15 protein-coding genes and 1 tRNA gene are annotated in these 16,637 nt (G+C 67.5%); 6 read left to right on the top strand and 10 right to left on the bottom strand.

Going from position 1 to position 16,637, the window contains the following annotated elements:
- Genes AT701_RS19130 through AT701_RS19105 form a run of 6 tightly spaced genes read right to left on the bottom strand, consistent with a single transcriptional unit; the run spans window position 1 to window position 6,531 of the window.
- Window positions 1-1,380 (bottom strand): glutamine synthetase family protein, encoded by a 1,380-nt coding sequence (locus AT701_RS19130; protein WP_058126404.1) that lies wholly within the window; start codon window positions 1,378-1,380, stop codon window positions 1-3.
- Complete coding sequence (locus AT701_RS19125; protein WP_011729350.1) at window positions 1,377-2,669, bottom strand: type I glutamate--ammonia ligase; 1,293 nt, start codon at window positions 2,667-2,669, stop codon at window positions 1,377-1,379. The genes AT701_RS19130 and AT701_RS19125 overlap by 4 nt, the downstream gene beginning before the upstream one ends.
- Window positions 2,662-3,732, bottom strand: a complete 1,071-nt coding sequence (locus tag AT701_RS19120; protein WP_003895272.1) for a hypothetical protein — start codon at window positions 3,730-3,732, stop codon at window positions 2,662-2,664. Before AT701_RS19120 ends, AT701_RS19125 begins: the two co-directional genes overlap by 8 nt.
- Complete coding sequence (locus AT701_RS19115) at window positions 3,729-4,523, bottom strand: SDR family NAD(P)-dependent oxidoreductase (RefSeq protein ID WP_058126403.1); 795 nt, start codon at window positions 4,521-4,523, stop codon at window positions 3,729-3,731. The genes AT701_RS19120 and AT701_RS19115 overlap by 4 nt, the downstream gene beginning before the upstream one ends.
- Window positions 4,520-5,803 carry a YlbE family protein gene (locus AT701_RS19110; RefSeq protein WP_011729348.1) on the bottom strand — a complete coding sequence of 428 codons (1,284 nt, stop codon included), beginning with the start codon at window positions 5,801-5,803 and terminating at the stop codon, window positions 4,520-4,522. Before AT701_RS19110 ends, AT701_RS19115 begins: the two co-directional genes overlap by 4 nt.
- Window positions 5,800-6,531 (bottom strand): SDR family NAD(P)-dependent oxidoreductase, encoded by a 732-nt coding sequence (locus AT701_RS19105; RefSeq protein ID WP_014877833.1) that lies wholly within the window; start codon window positions 6,529-6,531, stop codon window positions 5,800-5,802. Before AT701_RS19105 ends, AT701_RS19110 begins: the two co-directional genes overlap by 4 nt.
- 173 nt (window positions 6,532-6,704) lie before the next feature.
- Between AT701_RS19105 and AT701_RS19100 the strand changes: the two genes are divergently transcribed.
- Complete coding sequence (locus tag AT701_RS19100) at window positions 6,705-7,439, top strand: FadR/GntR family transcriptional regulator (protein ID WP_003895268.1); 735 nt, start codon at window positions 6,705-6,707, stop codon at window positions 7,437-7,439.
- A 76-nt stretch (window positions 7,440-7,515) separates the two neighbouring features.
- On the opposite strand, the gene AT701_RS19095 is transcribed toward AT701_RS19100, so the two are convergent.
- Window positions 7,516-9,051, bottom strand: coding sequence for an APC family permease (locus AT701_RS19095; RefSeq protein ID WP_014877831.1), 1,536 nt, complete (start codon window positions 9,049-9,051; stop codon window positions 7,516-7,518).
- Between the two features lie 199 nt (window positions 9,052-9,250).
- Here AT701_RS19095 and glsA point away from each other — a divergent pair, with 199 nt between their 5' ends.
- Window positions 9,251-10,174, top strand: coding sequence for a glutaminase A (gene glsA / locus AT701_RS19085; RefSeq protein WP_014877830.1), 924 nt, complete (start codon window positions 9,251-9,253; stop codon window positions 10,172-10,174).
- Here the strand turns inward: glsA and AT701_RS19080 are convergent.
- Window positions 10,171-10,752: a hypothetical protein gene (locus AT701_RS19080; protein ID WP_014877829.1), complete on the bottom strand. Its 582-nt coding sequence runs from the start codon at window positions 10,750-10,752 to the stop codon at window positions 10,171-10,173. The two genes, glsA and AT701_RS19080, sit on opposite strands and share 4 nt — an antisense overlap.
- 11 nt (window positions 10,753-10,763) lie before the next feature.
- Window positions 10,764-11,270 carry a ribonuclease FAU-1 family protein gene (locus AT701_RS19075; protein WP_174519677.1) on the bottom strand — a complete coding sequence of 169 codons (507 nt, stop codon included), beginning with the start codon at window positions 11,268-11,270 and terminating at the stop codon, window positions 10,764-10,766.
- Window positions 11,271-11,337: 67 nt separating this feature from the next.
- On the opposite strand from AT701_RS19075, the gene uvrB reads away from it, so the two are divergent.
- The 3 genes from uvrB to AT701_RS19060 all read left to right on the top strand — a co-directional run bounded on the left by uvrB (window position 11,338) and on the right by AT701_RS19060 (window position 15,209).
- Window positions 11,338-13,497 (top strand): excinuclease ABC subunit UvrB, encoded by a 2,160-nt coding sequence (uvrB, locus tag AT701_RS19070; RefSeq protein ID WP_058127668.1) that lies wholly within the window; start codon window positions 11,338-11,340, stop codon window positions 13,495-13,497.
- Between the two features lie 44 nt (window positions 13,498-13,541).
- Window positions 13,542-14,927 carry an MFS transporter gene (locus AT701_RS19065; RefSeq protein ID WP_058126402.1) on the top strand — a complete coding sequence of 462 codons (1,386 nt, stop codon included), beginning with the start codon at window positions 13,542-13,544 and terminating at the stop codon, window positions 14,925-14,927.
- Window positions 14,928-15,138: 211 nt separating this feature from the next.
- Window positions 15,139-15,209 (top strand) — tRNA-Cys (locus AT701_RS19060).
- A gap of 210 nt (window positions 15,210-15,419) precedes the next feature.
- On the opposite strand, the gene AT701_RS35380 is transcribed toward AT701_RS19060, so the two are convergent.
- Window positions 15,420-15,572 (bottom strand): hypothetical protein, encoded by a 153-nt coding sequence (locus tag AT701_RS35380; RefSeq protein ID WP_174519600.1) that lies wholly within the window; start codon window positions 15,570-15,572, stop codon window positions 15,420-15,422.
- Window positions 15,573-15,619: 47 nt separating this feature from the next.
- On the opposite strand from AT701_RS35380, the gene AT701_RS19050 reads away from it, so the two are divergent.
- Window positions 15,620-16,471, top strand: a complete 852-nt coding sequence (locus tag AT701_RS19050; protein WP_058126401.1) for an acyl-CoA thioesterase — start codon at window positions 15,620-15,622, stop codon at window positions 16,469-16,471.
- Window positions 16,472-16,637: the final 166 nt, after the last annotated feature.

The raw sequence follows: 16,637 nt of genomic DNA, 5'->3' as shown, positions 1-16,637 counted from the left end.
TCAGACGCGTTCGTAGTAGCGGCGCGACTCCCAGTCGGTCACGGTGTGCGAGTCGAACGCCTCCAACTCGCCCTGCGCCGAGGACAGCAGATGGTCGAACACCTCGTCGCCGAACGCGGTTCGGGCCATCTTGCTCTCGGCGAACAGGTCCAGCGAGCGGTGCAACGATGTCGGCACGGTCGCCACACCTTCGCGGGTCCAGGCGTTGCCGTCGAAGATGTCGGGTGCGGGCAGGTTCGCCTCGACGCCGTCGAGGCCGGCCGCAATGGTCGCCGCGTACGCGTAGTAAGGATTCACGTCCGCACCGGGGATGCGGTTCTCCACCCGGAACGACGGTCCGTTGCCCACGAGCCGGAACGCGCACGACCGGTTGTCCATCCCCAGCGCGATCGCGGTCCCGGCGAACTGATCGGGCTTGAAGCGCTTGTAGGAGTTGACCGTCGGGGCGTACATCAGGCTCATGTCGATGGCGTGACGCAACTGCCCGGCCACGAACGCGCCGAAGCGGTCCGACATGCCGCGGCGCTCGGGACACCAGCACAGCGGTTGGTCGTCGTCGGTCGACCACATGCTGACGTGCAGGTGGCACGACGAGCCGACCTCGTCGATCTTGGGTTTCGCCATGAACGTCACGGTCAGATCGGCGCTGTGGGTCAACTGCTTGACGCCGTACTTGAACAGTACGTGGCGGTCGGCCATCTCCAAGGTGTCGCAGTAGTCGAGTGTGACCTCCTGCTGGCCCAGTCCCCATTCGGGTTTCGACGATTCGATGGGTACGCCGAACTCGGGCATCTGGTTGCGGATCCGCTCGATGAACCAGTCGTCGCGCGCGGCCTGGATCATCTGGTAGTCCGACCGGTAGTCCGACATCATCTTGAGGTTCTGATAGCCCAGGTCCCACGCCTGACGCGGCGGGGTGCACGACAGGTAGAACTCGAGTTCGGATGCGAACTTGAACCGCAGACCCTGCTGCGCGGCCCGGTCGATCTGTTGGCGCAGAATGGTTCTCGGAGCGACGGCCAGCGGCTCGTCGGAATCCATGTGGTAGGCGTCGCAGATCACCAGTGCCGCCGTGGGTTCCCACGGCACGCGCCGCAGCGTCGAGAGATCCGGGACCAGACGGATGTCCACCCAGCCGTTGGCGGCGTTGGACACCGGGAGGTCGAGTGGGTTCATCTCGAGGTCGACCGCGAAGATGAAGCTGCTGGCGTTCACGCCGCCGCCGTCGAGGCCCAGCGTCCGGAAGGCCGATATGGTCAGGCGCTTGCCCACCAGGCGGCCGTACGGATCGGGCGCCGCGCAGATCACCGTGGTGATCTCGCCTGCCGCGGCGAGCTTTTCGAACTGGTCGAGGTCGAGAAGTGCAGATGTGCTGCTCATTGGTGCTCCAGGTGTCGATGCAGTTCCCAGTCGGTGATCGTCGTGCGTAGCCACTGCTCGTACCGCTGCAGTTCGGCCCGCCGTGTCGCGGCGTACGACGTGCAGAACGCCTTGCCGAGCAGATCGGGTAGCCAGGTCGAGTTCTCGAAATGCGCCAGCGCGCCTGCCAGATCCCCTGGCAGTTCGGTCGGTTCGGCGTCCCGTTCCGGCAGCGGCAACTCCTCCTGCAGGCCGCGCAGACCCGCGGCCAGCAGCGCCGCGGCGACCAGGTAGGGGCTGGCGTCGGCGCCGGGGCGGCGGTGTTCGACGCGGGCGGACTTCGCATCGGGGAGGATCACGCGGGCCGAGGTGCCACGGTCGTCATATCCCCAGTTCGCCAGGGCCGGTGTGAACATCTCAGGGTCGATGCGCTTGTAGGAGTTGACATGTGGGTTGAGCATGAGCGACGTGTCGGCCATCCCGGCCAGCAGTCCGGCCAGGTAGCGGCTGCCCTCGGCCGACAGCGCGCCCGCCCCGTCGGAGAACACGTTGTTGCCGTCACGGGTGAGACTCGAGTGCACATGCCCGCCCGCACCGGACTTGTCGGCGAACGGTTTGGCCATGAAGCTCGCGTGCAGACCGCGCTCGGCGCACAGGTCCCGCAGGTACTGCCGCGCCCGCGCGGCGTTGTCGGTGGCCCGCAGCGCGGTCTCGGGAGCGAGGGTGAACTCGAAGAACCCGGGACCCAGTTCGGCGTGGAACATCTCGACCTCGATGCCGATCTGGTCCATCCGGTTGACGAACTCTGTTGCGATGTCGTTGATCTCGGCGCACCGGGTGAGGCTGTAGGCGTTCTCTGTGCGGCCGTGCGCGGGTCTCCCACCCAGGATCGGCGGTGAGGTGCCCTCGCCGTCGCGGAAGATCCACAGCTCGTACTCGTATCCCAGCACGGGAGCCAGGCCCAGCTCGCCGTAGCGGGCCGCGAGGCCGGCGAGCACCGCGCGGGGCGAGACCTCCAGCGGGCGGCCCTGCTCGTCGACGAGTTCGGCGATCACCGCGTCGGTGCCGTGCCGCCACGGCAGCGCGACCCTGGTGGTCTCGTCGGGCACCAGCTGGGCGTCCGGATAGCCGTTGGCGGCGTTGCTGAACGGCGTGTCGGTGACATCGTCGATGAGCGAGAGGCCGTACAGGATGGTGCAGAACGCCAGGCCCGACGCACCGTGCGTCTTCGATGAGCGCACCAGCTTGCCGCGCAGCCCGAGGTCGTAATCGGCGACTTCGAGCTGCGTCATCGCGACGTGGTCAGCCATCGGCACTCCTTCTGGTCGGGCTCGGCCGGCGGGCGGGATCGCGCCCGACGCGGTGGTAGACGTGGTCGGGGATGTCGGCGAGATCGTGGTACACCCACCACGTGCAGGATGTGGTCGGCGAATCCGGTGTCCACGTGGGCGGGTCGATGACGCGGGTGGGGTAGCCCAGCCGGTCGATCGGCATGACCTCGTTGAGCTGGCAGCAGTGCACGCAGTACGAGCAGATGCCGACGGTGTTCCACGCCCAGTCGTGTGGTTCGGTGGTGACGGCGAAACCGAACGGTGCACCGGAGCGGGGTACCCCGTCGGTGATGCGGGCGTCGAGCGACCGGCCACCGGATCCGCATGGCGCGAAACGGAATCCGGTGCGCCCGGGCTCCTCGATGAGTTCGATGTCGCCCTGGCGCCCGGTGCCTGCCAGATGTGCGTGGAAACCGTCGACGATCGCGATCATCAGCTGGTGTGCTGATTCGCTCCACGGCTGGTTGTCCAATGCGTAACGGCGCTCGTGGATTTCGTACCAGTCGGCCATGAGGAAATCCCACAGCTCGCCGAGCGCTGGTTCGCCGACGAGCGTGACCGCGATGTCGACGATGCCCGCGACGCGGTCGACGGCACGGTCGTGGATCTGCTGCCATGCCTGCCGGGCGGTCTCGATCAGCCCGGCGGCCGCGGGGTCCTGGTCGCGGCACGCGCGGGCGGCCACCGCGACCGCGTCGGTGAACGTGGGCCACTCGGCGTTGATCCCCGCCATGGCCTGGTCTCCGATGAGTGCGGTGAGGCGTGCGAGGGCACGGTCGAGGTCGGCCTGAGCGACATCGTGGTCGCGGATCCACTGCATGGTGGCGGCCGGCCAGCGTTGGTAGACGTCGTTGAGTTCCTCGGCTTCGAGCACCGCCACCTCGACCAGTTGCGCCGCGGCCTCCCACTGTTGTGCCTCGACGCGTTCGATCGCGGTGCGGAACGTGCCGCGCGCCAGTTCCTGCCAGTCGCCGGTGCGCGCGTTGCGGCCCAGTGCCGGCTCGTAGGCCACCGGGTTCCGGGTGACGGGTGTCCGCGTCATGTCAGCTGAAATCCTCCGTCGGCGCGCAGTTCGGAACCCGTGATGTACGTGGCCTGGTCGCACAGCAGGAACGCGGTGGCCCAGGCGATCTCGGCGGGCCGGGCGAATCGGCCCGCGGGCACGCGCGGTGCGAGCGACGGCGGCAGGGTCGCGGTGTTGCCGTGCGCGGCGGCCATCGGCGTCGCGACGAATCCGGGCGCGACGCTGTTGACGCGGATCCCGTCGGCGGCCAGGGCCCGCGCGCTGGTCTCGGTCAGCATGCGCAGGCCGGCTTTGGACGCGGCGTACTGCGGCGTCGGATCGGGGTTGGACAGCGCGATGACGCGGGCGGCCTCGATCGAGGTGACGTTGACGATCGCGGCCGGTGGGTTCTGCCGCAGCACCGGGGTGAACGCGTCGAGCACGTTGTAGGCGCCCATCAGGTTGATCTCAAGGCACCGCAGCCAGTGCTCGCGACTCACACCGGCGAATCCGGTGTCGTCGATGACGCCTGCGCAGTTCACCACGTAGCTCACGGTGTCCACGGGCGCGCCCTGTCCACGCAGCGTGGTGAGCAGATCCGGGTCGCGGACATCGGCGGCACAGCAGACCTGCAGGTCTGCGCCGAAACCAGGGTCCGGTTCGGGTGTGCGGATGTCGAGGCGGATCGTGCGGATACCTGCCGAGATCAGCATCGCGGCCGTGGCGGCACCGATGCCCGACGCTGCGCCGGTGACGACGGCGTCGCCACCGGTGAACGTGTACGCGAGCGACTTCGTCGGTGCTTGTCCGGTCTGTGCGGCTACGGTCATGGTCGTCCGAATCTACGGGTGTGCTCGGCCATGGCGTCGGCGAAGCACTCACGCGGCGCTCGGATGACGCCCGCGCCGATCTGCCCGCCGTCGCGTCCGGCCAGGCCGACGTCCATGACCGGCAGGACGCCGGTGTCGAGGACCTTGCGTGCGTCGATGCCCGTCGGGGTGCCGCGGAACGCGAACAGCGGGATGCGGTAGGTGCTGTTCTCGCCGTGGGTGATGGCGTACATCTCGCGGTTGCGCTCGATCATCACCTCGGGCAGTCCGCCCTGGTACTCCTGCAGCGACAGGGCACACGCCTGGGCGAACCCGCCGAGGCCGATGGTCTCGGTGATCGGGGATTCCCCGCCCATCCAGGTGATCTCGTCTTCGCTGTGGCCTGCGAACAGCTTGCCCTGGTGGATCGGCGGGGGCCCCTCGAACCACTGGTCGCCCAGGCCCGCGAGCTTGATGGCGAACCCGCGACAGGAGAACGCCATCGCCGACACCAGCGTCGACCCCGGGGTCACCATGGCATCGGCCGACGCCTTGGCCGCGGCCATGGACAGACGCAGGAAGAAGTAGTCGTTCTCGGCCAGGTGCAGCATGGTCTCGCGCACCCCGGCGACACCTTCGCCCACCATGTCGAGGACCGCGGGCAGGATCTCGCGGTTGAACAGGATCGAGGCCGCGGCGTTGCGGGAATGCACCTCGTCACCCATCCGCAGGGCGCGGGCGATGAGTGGTTTGAGCGCGATGCCGCCCTGGCGGCGGATGGCCTCGCCGACCACCGGGGCCAGCACGGTGTTGACATGCTCGAGGCGTTCGTGGACGCCGGCGTCGTAACAGCCGTAGTTCAGCCGGCGGGGTTCTTTGCCTTCGTAGAAGTTGCAGAACCCGAGGTTGCCGTGCGCGCGGTTCTCCACGACGAACACCGGCATGGAGGCGGTGTAGATCCCGGCGAGCGATCCGACCGCGCCGTAATCGTGGCACGCCCCGACCTCGATGGTGCCGTCGTCGAACTTCGCGATGGCCTCCTCGCGGGTGGCGGCCAGGCCTTCGAACAGGGCGCCGCCGATGAGGGCTTCGCGTTGCCCACCGGTGTAGGCCGACCACGGCATCGGCGCCCCGGAGGTCAGCACCACGTTGTCGCGGTAGCCGGGGAGCACCTCGCGGGCGGGGCGCACGTCGATCACCCACGGGTCGGCCTCGTCGAGGCGAGCGAACGCGGTGGCGTTGGCCGCCTCGACGTCGATCCCGTCGGTCGCGGCGGTGGGGGTGTGGATCTCGGTGGTCACCAGGCCACCACCCCGCCGTCGACGAGCAGGGTCTGGGCGGTGATGAACGACGCCCGCGGTGAGAGCATGAATTCGACGGCCTCGGCGACCTCTTCGGGTTCGCCGATGCGCTTGAGCATGGCGTAACTGGCGCTGATCTCCTCACCGCCGGACACCCGGGCCATCGACGGGCTCATCGGGGCCCGGATCACGCCGGGGGCGATGTTGTTGACGCGGATGCCGCGGGGGGCCAGTTCCTCGGCCAGATAACGGGTGTAGGCGGCGATCCCGGCCTTGGTCGCCCCGTACACCGAGGCACCGCGGAAACGGCCGAAGTGCCCGGTGAGGCTGCCGATGTTGACGATCGCGGACCCTTCACGCAGATGCGGTGCCACCGCGTCGGTCACCCGGGCCATGCCGGCGATGTTCACCTGGAACATCAGCTCCAGCTTGGCCTCGTCCAGCTCGCCGAGGAACGAATCGCGAAGAATGCCAGCGCAATTGACCAGTCCGTAAAGAGTGTCGCCGTCCTCGACCACCGAGTCCACCGCGCTCTGCACGCTCTCGCGGTCCGAGACGTCCATCGCGACCTTCAGCGCGCCGGTCATGTTCTCCTGCGTCAGATCGAGTTGGTCCACGGCGGGCTTGAGATCGGCCGCCACCGGGACGTAGTCGCTCTGCAGCAGTCGACGGCAGATCGCCTGACCGATCACGCCCGCCCCGCCCGTCACGATCACCTTGTTACTCAATCCACGATCCCTTCGAAGTGTGAGCTGCGCTGAACTCCACCAAGTTTCGACGCAATAGGGCTATAGGTCAAGTTTTTAGGACTTTTATTTTTTTCTTTGGTCTATTGGGCAAGGCATACGTCTTCAGCAGGGGATATGGGGTAGCCTGTGCACACTTGAAGGGGGTCCGGTATATGACAGCAGCGAAACCAGCTTTGGTCCCGGTCCGGCAGATCCCGGCCCATGAACTCGTCGTGGATCAGATGCGGCGGGCCTTGGAGCTCGGGCAGTTCCGTCCGGGCGACAGGCTGCCGACGGAGCGCGAGCTCTCGGAGATGCTCGACGTCTCGAGGACGACCGTGCGGACCGCGGTGGCCGTGCTGGAACGCGAAGGTCTCATCGCGGTGCGCCGGGGCCGCGGCGGCGGGTTCACGGTGCAGGCACCGGAATACGATCCGGTGGAGATGCGCCGCGAGATGCGTCGCAACAAACGCGCCGTCCGCGACGCCTTCGACTACCGGGTGGTCGTCGAGACCGGCGCGACACGGCTTGCGGCCGAACGCCGCCGCGCGGCGGACCTCAACGACCTGCACAAGCTGCTCAACGGCATGGACGAGGCGCTCAAGACCGCGCTGGACGACCAGTCGCCCAAGCACACCACCGACTTTCAGACGCTGGACTCGGCGTTCCACCTCGGCATCGCCCAGGCCGCCCAGAACGATCGCCTGCTGGACGCGGTGGCCGACGCGCGCCGGCGGATGTGGCTGCCGGTCGGCGCGATCTTCGGCAGGCTGGAACCGAACGCCAACGACTATCACGAGTCGATCCTCGAAGCCATCGAGAACCGCGAGCCCGAGTTGGCCGCGGCCCGTATGGAAGCCCACATCAACGACACCCGCCACACCATCGAGTCCTGGCTCAAGCGCTGATCTTTCGCATTCGAATGGAACGCCCGGTGCGATCCTGGGGGGAGTGGATCGCACCGGGCGGGCATGTGTCGGCCTGTCAGTTCGCCGGCTCGCGCACGGGTTCGCGATCGTCGAAGATCGTGCTCCCGATCCGGTCGTAGAGGTCGGGCCGGGCCTTGCGCCAGTACAGCGCCAGCAGCATGGACCCGAGGGTCAGTCCGACCACCGCGTACGGGATCAACTTGAAGAACAAGGTGTCCGACGCGGTGCCGGCCGCGGCCTGCATGTTCGAGGTCATCAGGTAGATGACGTAGAGCATGCCCGCGCCTCCGATGATGGGGGCCAATAGGGTTCGCCACCATGATGCCGTCTCGGGGTGCTGCTTCTTGACGTGGAAGTACACGACGGTCGCGACCGAGCACATCGTCTGCACGATCAGCAGCAGAAGTGTCGCCAGGATGGCCACCAGCACGAACAGGTCGGCGTAGGGATCCGACTTGGTCAGTGAGCAGACCACCAGAAGCACTGCGGCGAAGGCGCTCTGGGCCAGCGATGCCACCCAGGGCGACCTGTGCCTCGGGTGGGCCTCACCGAGGCGGTGCCACAGCAGGCCGTCGCGTCCGAACGCGAACAGGTACCGCGCGGCCGAGTTGTGGATCGCCAGTGCGCAGGCGAACGATCCGCCGACCACCAGCCACTCGAACACCGTCACCGCCCATGGTCCGAGGTACTCCGCGGTCGGGACGTACAGCAGGTCGAAAGGTGCAGGCCCGGAAGCGAGTTCGACCGCCTTGTCGGGTCCGTTGCCGACGACGACGCCCCACGAGATGAAGGTGTAGAACACGCCGATACCGATCACCGCGATCATCGTCGCCAGCGGCACGATGCGCTTGGGGTTCTTCGACTCCTCGCCGTAGATGGCCGTCGACTCGAATCCGACCCACGACCAGAACGCCATAAGCAGGCCGAGGCCGACCACGCCGCCTGCGACGTTGTTGACGCTCAGCGCGGTCACCGGGTTCAGCGATGTGAAGCTCATGCCGTCGGGGTGGTGGACCAGGCCCGCGATCGCGGTCATCGACAGCATGATGATCTCGGCGACCAGCACCACGCCGAGCACCTTGGCTGCCACCGAGATGTCGAAGTGCGACAGCGCCGCGATGGCGACCAGGCCGATCACCGCGTAGACCTCCCACGGCAGATCGATGCCGAACTGCATCGAGAAGGCCTGATCGGCGAACGCCGAGAAGATGCCGACGAGTCCGGCTTCCATGGTCATGTAGGTGAAGGCCGGCATGACACCTGCGGCCAGGCCGGGAATTCGTGACCACGCGCGTGAGACGAACGTGTAGAACGCCCCGGCCGCGGTGATGTGGCGGGCCAGCGCCACGAAGCCGATGCTGAAGATGGTCAGGACGACGGTTGCGATGAGGAATCCGCCCGGCGCACCGAGTCCGTTGCCGAAGCCCACGGCCACCGGCAGGTTGCCGGTCATCGCCGTTATCGGCGCCGAGAAGGCCACCACCATGAACACGACGCCGGCAAGACCGATCGCACCACGTTTCAGGGTGGCCGAATTGTCACGGGGCGCAGTACTTCCCGCCCCCGTGCCCTGGTCGAATTCAACTGCCATCGCCACCTGCCTTTCATTCGGTTGTCGAGAGCGTAGAAGCGAAAAGGTCTAAAGACAAGACCCATAAACCTAAACTGTCGACGCGTGACACAACGTTTACACGAGCATCTTTCGGCTCGCAGCGGTTTGGTCTAAAGACTGGATATTTTCGCCTAAACTCTTGACATTCCCCGAGGAGGTTGTCTTGCCAGGTACGCGTATGCCGTTTGCGCCGGTGGCCGGCGAGCAGATGCACGAGTATCTGCGAGCGGCGGAGTTGCGCGGCCGCCGCGCCGCGCTGCGCGGGATGGTGAGCCGCCAGATACCCGCACTCGCCGCGGTGCCCGCCACGCGGTTCGCGATGGCCGTCGCCACCGTCGACGGCGCCGAGGCCTGCATCGGCGAGGCGTCCACGGCCTTCTCCATCCAGAGCCTGTCCAAGCTGTTCGCGCTGTGCGCGCTGCTGCGGCACGAACCGGATGTCTGGACCGACGTGGGATGGGTGCCCACCGACGCGGGGTACGGGTCGGTGGCCGATCTGGAGCGCAACCACTGGCGGCCGCGCAATCCGTTCGTGAACTCCGGCGCCCTCGTCGTCACCGACCGGCTCATGACGCATGCCGGCGATGCCGTCGGCGCGACGATCGAGGTGCTGCAGGCGGGTGACCCGGACGCTCCCGTGCGCTCCGACCCAGCGGTGGCGCTCTCGGAAAGCGAAGCCGACCACCGCAATTCGGCCATCGCGCACGTCCTGGCCGAGCACGGCAGGCTGGTCAACGACATCGACCGGGTGCTGCCGCAGTACTTCGCACAGTGCGCGATCGCGGCGTCGGTGCGCACGATCGCACGCGCGGCACTGTTTCTCGCCGACCGGACCGGGGAGCGGACCGTCCTGGACGACGACAGCGTGCGCCGGGTCAACGCGGTGCTGTTGACCTCGGGGATGTACGGCGCGGCCGGCGACATCGCGTACCGCATCGGGCTGCCCGCCAAGAGTGGCATCGGCGGCGGCGTGCTGGCCGTGATGCCCGGTCACGGCACGGTGTGCGTGTGGAGCCCGCCGCTCGACGACGACGGGAACTCCGCAGGTGGCGTCGCCGCGATCGAGGAGTTCGCGCGGTTGGCCGGCTGGTCGGTGTTCTAGGCCGCGTTCTGGGCCGGGGGAGGTGGCGGCGGCTCGGCCGGGGCCACAGGTTCGACGGGCTCGACGGGCCCGGTGTTGATGACGTTGCCGGTGCCGTCGGCGAGGTTGGCGCCGCACAGCAGGCTGCCGTAGCCGGGATCGTTCTTGGGCCGCGTGAGCCGGGGTGCGACGAACGTGTCGGCCTGCGCGATCACCTGGTCGTCTACAAGGATCTCGCAGTGCAGGTTGGCCGAGTACGGCCAGTCGATACGGACGGTCATCCCCGCGAGTTGGGGGTCGGTCACGACACCGGTGGCCTCGAACGTGCGGCCCGGCAGCATCGTCGGATCGGCGGTGTTGACGTTGCTGTCGTCGATCTTGTAGGCGATGGTCGCGTTGCGCGACACCCCGTCGATGCGGGCCCGGTAGGTGACGTTGTGCAGCGGACCCGTCTGTCCCTCCACCTGGGGTGGCGCCGCCGGGTCGACAGCGGGTTCGACCGGGGGATCGGCCAGTGCCGTGGCGGGGGCGATCTGCGCACCGATGAGCAGCCCCGCAAGCACGGCGGACGTCGCCCATGCGTACTTAGTCGAGCTCATGAAAAGTGACCTTACGCTGCGCGCCAGCTCAGGGCCATGCCCTTTGTCGTCAGCCAGCGGTCCAGGTCGTAGTCGTGGCGGGCCAGACCGTCGATCGCGGCGGCCGCGGTCTGCATGGCCTGCTCGCCGGCCTCCTGCGGCAACAGGCCCGCCCGAACGGCCGTCAACAGCTCGTCGACATCGCACAGCTCGACGCCTCGGCCGGTGCGAACCACCAGGTCGAGGTAGTGATCCTCGGAATGCCACCTGGTCTCGCCGGGCGTGTAGTGGCCGACGTCGAGGTAGAAGTCCTGATCACGCTCGTGACCGGGATTGAAGTGGAAGATCGTCGCGCGCAGCCCGAGCGAGGGCAGCAGCCAGGACTGCAGGTAGTGGAACTGCGCACGTCCCGGTGTCGGACGCGCCATGTAGAGGCCCCACGGCTCGACGGTGTAGACGTCGACGGCCCGCACGACTCCCTTCGGATCGGTGTTCGTGCGGGCTACCAGGTCGAATGTCTCGTGTTTCGGCGCGTGAATGGCGTCAGCCTACGCGGTGGGTGAACATCATCGGAACTTGTCGGTGCGCAGTTCTACCCTGGTGAACATGGCCTTCGCGACCGAACATCCTGTGCTCGCACATTCGGAGTACCGGGCCGTCGACGAGATCGTCCGCACCGGCAAACCCTTCGAGGTCGTCAGCCCCTACGCGCCCGCGGGTGATCAGCCCGCGGCCATCGACGAGCTGGAACGCCGCATCCGCGCGGGCGAGCGTGACGTGGTGTTGCTCGGCGCCACCGGTACGGGTAAATCGGCCACCACCGCGTGGCTCATCGAGCGGTTGCAGCGGCCCACCCTCGTGATGGCGCCCAACAAGACGCTGGCCGCGCAGCTGGCCAACGAGCTGCGGGAGATGCTTCCGCACAACGCCGTCGAGTACTTCGTCTCGTATTACGACTACTACCAACCCGAGGCGTACATCGCGCAGACCGACACCTACATCGAGAAGGACAGCTCGATCAACGACGACGTCGAGCGATTGCGGCACTCGGCGACGTCGAGTCTGCTGTCGCGCCGCGATGTCGTGGTGGTCGCGTCGGTGTCGTGCATCTACGGCCTGGGCACGCCGCAGTCGTATCTGGACCGTTCGGTCGAGTTGCAGGTGGGTCAGGAGGTGCCGCGCGACGGGCTGCTCAGACTGCTGGTGGACGTGCAGTACAACCGCAACGACGTGGCGTTCACGCGTGGCACGTTCCGTGTGCGCGGCGACACCGTGGAGATCATCCCGTCGTACGAGGAACTCGCGGTGCGCATCGAGTTCTTCGGCGACGAGATCGAGGCGCTGTACTACCTGCACCCGCTCACCGGCGACGTCGTCAGTCAGGTCGAGTCACTGCGGATCTTCCCGGCCACGCACTACGTTGCCGGTCCGGAGCGGATGGCGGCGGCGATCGAGTCCATCGAGAAGGAGCTCGAGGAGCGTCTGGCCGAGCTGGAGAACCAGGGCAAGCTGCTGGAGGCGCAGCGGTTGCGCATGCGCACCAACTACGACGTCGAGATGATGCGCCAGGTCGGGTTCTGCTCGGGCATCGAGAACTACTCGCGCCACATCGACGGCAGGCCCGCCGGGTCGGCACCGGCCACGCTGCTGGACTACTTCCCCGAGGACTTCCTGCTGGTCATCGACGAGTCGCACGTGACGGTGCCGCAGATCGGCGGTATGTACGAGGGCGACATGTCGCGCAAGCGCAACCTGGTGGACTTCGGCTTCCGGCTGCCGTCCGCGGTCGACAACCGTCCGCTGACGTGGGAGGAGTTCGCCGAGCGGATCGGGCAGACGGTGTACCTGTCGGCGACACCGGGGCCGTACGAGATCAGTCAGGCCGGCGGCGAGTTCGTCGAGCAGGTCATCCGCCCGACCGGCCTGGTCGACCCCAAGGTCGTCGTGAAGCCCACCAAGGGCCAGATCGACGACCTCATCGGCGAGATCCGCACCCGCACCGAGCGTGACGAGCGCGTGCTGGTCACGACGCTGACCAAGAAGATGGCCGAGGACCTCACCGATTACCTGCTCGAGATGGGCATCCGGGTCCGGTACCTGCACTCCGAGGTCGACACGCTGCGCCGCGTGGAACTGCTGCGGCAGCTGCGGCTCGGTGAGTACGACGTGCTGGTGGGCATCAACCTGCTGCGCGAGGGCCTCGACCTGCCCGAGGTGTCGCTGGTGTCGATCCTCGACGCCGACAAGGAGGGCTTCCTGCGGTCCACGCGCAGCCTGATCCAGACCATCGGCCGCGCGGCCCGCAACGTCTCCGGTGAGGTCCACATGTACGCGGACAAGATCACCGACTCGATGCGTGAGGCCATCGACGAGACCGAGCGTCGTCGCGCCAAGCAGATCGCCTACAACGAGGCCAACGGCATCGACCCGAAGCCTTTGCGCAAGAAGATCGCCGACATCCTCGACCAGGTCTACCGCGAGGCCGACGACACTGAGTCGGTCGAGATCGGTGGATCGGGGCGCAACTCGTCGCGTGGTCGTCGCGCGCAGGGCGAGCCGGGCCGGGCGGTCAGCGCGGGCATCGTCGAGGGCAAGGACACCTCGAACATGCCACGCGCCGAGTTGGCCGACCTCATCAAGGAGCTCACCGACCAGATGATGGTTGCCGCGCGGGACCTGCAGTTCGAGCTCGCGGCACGCATCCGAGACGAGATCGCCGACCTGAAGAAGGAACTGCGCGGGATGGATGCCGCCGGGCTGAGATGACCCGGTCTTGACCTCAACGGCGGTTGACCTTCTAGCGTGTCGTCGTGACTGAAACCGCGGCGGCCGAGGCCGCAGGGACTTGGCGGCAGCTTCTCGGCCGGCGGTATCTCGGGGCCTCGACCGTTCTCGCCGGCGGTGTGCTGCTGTATGCCACCAACGAGTTCCTGACCATCAGCCTGCTGCCGAGCGCGGTGGCCGACATCGGCGGTCAACGGTTCTACGCGTGGGTGACGACGGTGTATCTGGTCGCTTCTGTGGTCGCCGCGACCACCGTGCACTCGGTGCTGATGCGCCTCGGCCCGCGCGTGGCATATCTGGTGGCGCTCACGGTGTTCGGCGCGGGCAGCCTCGGGTGTGCGCTGGCGCCCAGCATGCAGTTGCTGCTCGCGGGACGGCTCGTGCAGGGCTTCGCGGGCGGCCTGCTCGCCGGGCTGGGGTACGCCGTCATCAACACCGCATTGCCGAACACGTTGTGGACCAAGGCATCTGCGCTGGTGTCCGCGATGTGGGGTGTCGGCACCGTGGTCGGCCCGGCATCCGGCGGTCTGTTCGCGCAGTACGGTTCGTGGCGGTGGGCGTTCGGCGTGCTGGTGATCCTCACCGCGGCGATGGCCGTGCTGGTTCCCCTCGCACTGCCCGGGCGGGGGAGCGATACCCTTGTGCCGCCGGGGATTCCGGTGTGGTCGCTGGTACTGCTCGGATCCGCGGCCATGGCGGTCAGTGTCGCGGGCATCCCGCACGATCCGCGCGGCACGGCCGCCCTGCTGCTCGTCGGTGTCGCTCTCGTGGTGGCATTCATCGTCGTCGACCGGCGCGCGGGCGCATCGGTCCTGCCGCCCAGCACATTCGGGCCTGGCCCACTCAAGTGGATCTACATGAGCCTGGGTGTGCTGATGGCCGCCACGATGGTCGACATGTACGTGCCGTTGTTCGGTCAGCGGCTGGCGCACATGACGCCCGTGGTGGCCGGGTTCTTCGGCGCGGTGCTCTCGGTCGGGTGGACGTTCGGCGAGATCGCAAGCGCCTCACTGCAGAACCGCAAGGTCATCCGGCGCATGGTCGCCGTCGCCCCGCTGGTGATGGCGCTGGGCCTGGCGGCGGGTGCCGTGCTGGTGCGCAACGGCATGCCGGTCTGGCTCGTGGTGCTGTGGGCCCTCGCGCTGCTGGTCACCGGCGCAGGCATCGGCATCGCCTGGCCACACCTGTCGGCGTGGGCGATGAGCAGCGTCGACGATCCCGCCGAGGGCCCCGCTGCCGCCGCCGCGATCAACACGGTCCAGTTGATCTGCGGTGCCTTCGGCGCCGGATTGGCCGGTGTGGTGGTCAATCTCGTCAACGTCGGCAACCCCTCGTCCGCCACCTGGCTGTTCGCGGCCTTCGCCGTCCTCGCCGTCGCAGGCACCCTCGCCTCGATCCGCGCCGTCCGCTGAGTAAGTGAGTGAGTGACTGAGTGAGCGAGCAAGTGCGAAGCGTCACTCTGCACCGCGACCGTGCGCGTCTGCACCCCGACACACCGCATTTCGTCAGCACTCGGCGAACGCTCGGCGACCGCGAGCGTGCGCCAGTCACCGGCGCGAGATGCAATCACGGCGATCCAAACGCTGGAGCACTTGAACGTTCACAGGCAAGGTGAGACATGCTGCGGGTGTGGCTGAGTGGCTAGGCAGCGGCCTGCAAAGCCGTCTACACGGGTTCGAGTCCCGTCACTCGCTCGACAGACGAACGCTCTCCTGCGGCATGCTCGCAGGAGAGCGTTCGTCATTCATGCCCCGAGCTTCGCCAACCGCGTTCCCGGTCTGGCCGTGAAGGCCAGGATCTCGCAGGGTTCGTCGACTTCGATCCGATGCCGCCGACCCCGCGGGATGACCGCAGCCGTTCCCGAGTGCACCGGTACCGGATCCTCCGACACACCGGTCTGCTCGTCAGGCAGAAACAGCCGAAACGCCCCGCGCAGCGTCGCGCGCCGGGTCGAACACCTCGGCGCAAAGCTGGGCTTCGACCTGACCGAACCGCGCCGGCTGGTGCGCGACGGCATGGCCCTGACCATGCTGCGATTGCTGGACGATCGAGCGCACGGAGACCCCGCCGCGCACCACGCGGGCATGACCCGAATAATGCTGCAGTGCCCTTGCCGCAATTAGCTGACGTCCTGGCGACGCTCGACATCACCGACTGTGGTCACGACATGTTCGTCGCGACCCAGATCGACAACGAGGCGCACCACATCATCGGTGGCCACATATCTGCCCAGGCCCTGATGGCGGCGAGCCGCACCGCGGCCGGGCGGGTTCCCAACAGCCTGCACGTCTATCTGCTACGGGCCGGCGACGCGCGGTACCCGGTGGAGATGCAGGTGATGAACATGCGCGACGGCGGGATGCTGTCGACCCGTCGCGTGATTGCCCGGCAAGGGGATGAGGTGCTGCTCGAGGCCCTGGTCTCGCTGAGCGACACGGCGGACACGGTCGACTACCACCAGCCGATGCCCGACGTCCCCGCACCCGAGGACCTGCCGTCGGTCGGTGAGTTGCTGAGCGACTACGCCGACGAACTCGACGGCTTCTGGGTGAAACCGCAGTGGATCGAGCGGCGCTACGTGGATGCGCCGCCGCGCCTGGCGCTCGATCAGCCCGAACCTCCGGAACGCACCCGGATGTGGTGGCGCCCAGCCGAATCGATTCCGAACGATCCGGTGCTCAACTGCTGTGTGCTCACCTACGCATCGGGTACGTCGTTGCTGGAGACCACGGTGACGATGCGGCGCACGACGCAGGCCACGGCGTTCTCGGCGCTGATCGACCACACGGTGTGGTTCCAGCGGCCCGCGGACCTGTCGGATTGGGTTCTGTCAGACCAGGTGTCGCCCAGCGGTATTCACGGGCGCGGCCTTGCCTCGGGCACGATGTACAACCGGTCGGGCGAACTGGTGTGTTCTGCCACGCAGGAGATCTACTTCGGCCGCGGCCGTATCTGAGGAAGTAGCGCGAAATCGTGTGAGCCGCATTACAACACGGGCGCGGTCTCGATGAGCTCGATCACTCGCGCACCGGCGTCGGGAACCCGGCAACTTCGCGGCTGGCAGCGTCACCTGCGTCACGGTGCGCCCCGATTCGCGCTTCCTGTGGTTAACATCAGGGCCA

The sequence above is a fragment of the Mycolicibacterium smegmatis genome, from assembly GCF_001457595.1.
GTDB classification, from domain to species: domain Bacteria; phylum Actinomycetota; class Actinomycetes; order Mycobacteriales; family Mycobacteriaceae; genus Mycobacterium; species Mycobacterium smegmatis.
Note: the sequence above shows the minus strand (reverse complement) of the source record. Positions and strands in the feature narration are given on the sequence as shown.

Excerpts from the sequence above, each read along its gene's own strand:
- AT701_RS19130 (WP_058126404.1), bottom strand. The coding sequence starts at position 1,380 with ATGAGCAGCACATCTGCACTTCTCGACCTCGACCAGTTCGAAAAGCTC.
- AT701_RS19125 (WP_011729350.1), bottom strand. The coding sequence starts at position 2,669 with ATGGCTGACCACGTCGCGATGACGCAGCTCGAAGTCGCCGATTACGAC.
- AT701_RS19120 (WP_003895272.1), bottom strand. The coding sequence starts at position 3,732 with ATGACGCGGACACCCGTCACCCGGAACCCGGTGGCCTACGAGCCGGCA.
- AT701_RS19115 (WP_058126403.1), bottom strand. The coding sequence starts at position 4,523 with ATGACCGTAGCCGCACAGACCGGACAAGCACCGACGAAGTCGCTCGCG.
- AT701_RS19100 (WP_003895268.1), top strand. The coding sequence starts at position 6,705 with ATGACAGCAGCGAAACCAGCTTTGGTCCCGGTCCGGCAGATCCCGGCC.
- AT701_RS19095 (WP_014877831.1), bottom strand. The coding sequence starts at position 9,051 with ATGGCAGTTGAATTCGACCAGGGCACGGGGGCGGGAAGTACTGCGCCC.
- glsA (WP_014877830.1), top strand. The coding sequence starts at position 9,251 with ATGCCGTTTGCGCCGGTGGCCGGCGAGCAGATGCACGAGTATCTGCGA.
- AT701_RS19080 (WP_014877829.1), bottom strand. The coding sequence starts at position 10,752 with ATGAGCTCGACTAAGTACGCATGGGCGACGTCCGCCGTGCTTGCGGGG.
- uvrB (WP_058127668.1), top strand. The coding sequence starts at position 11,338 with ATGGCCTTCGCGACCGAACATCCTGTGCTCGCACATTCGGAGTACCGG.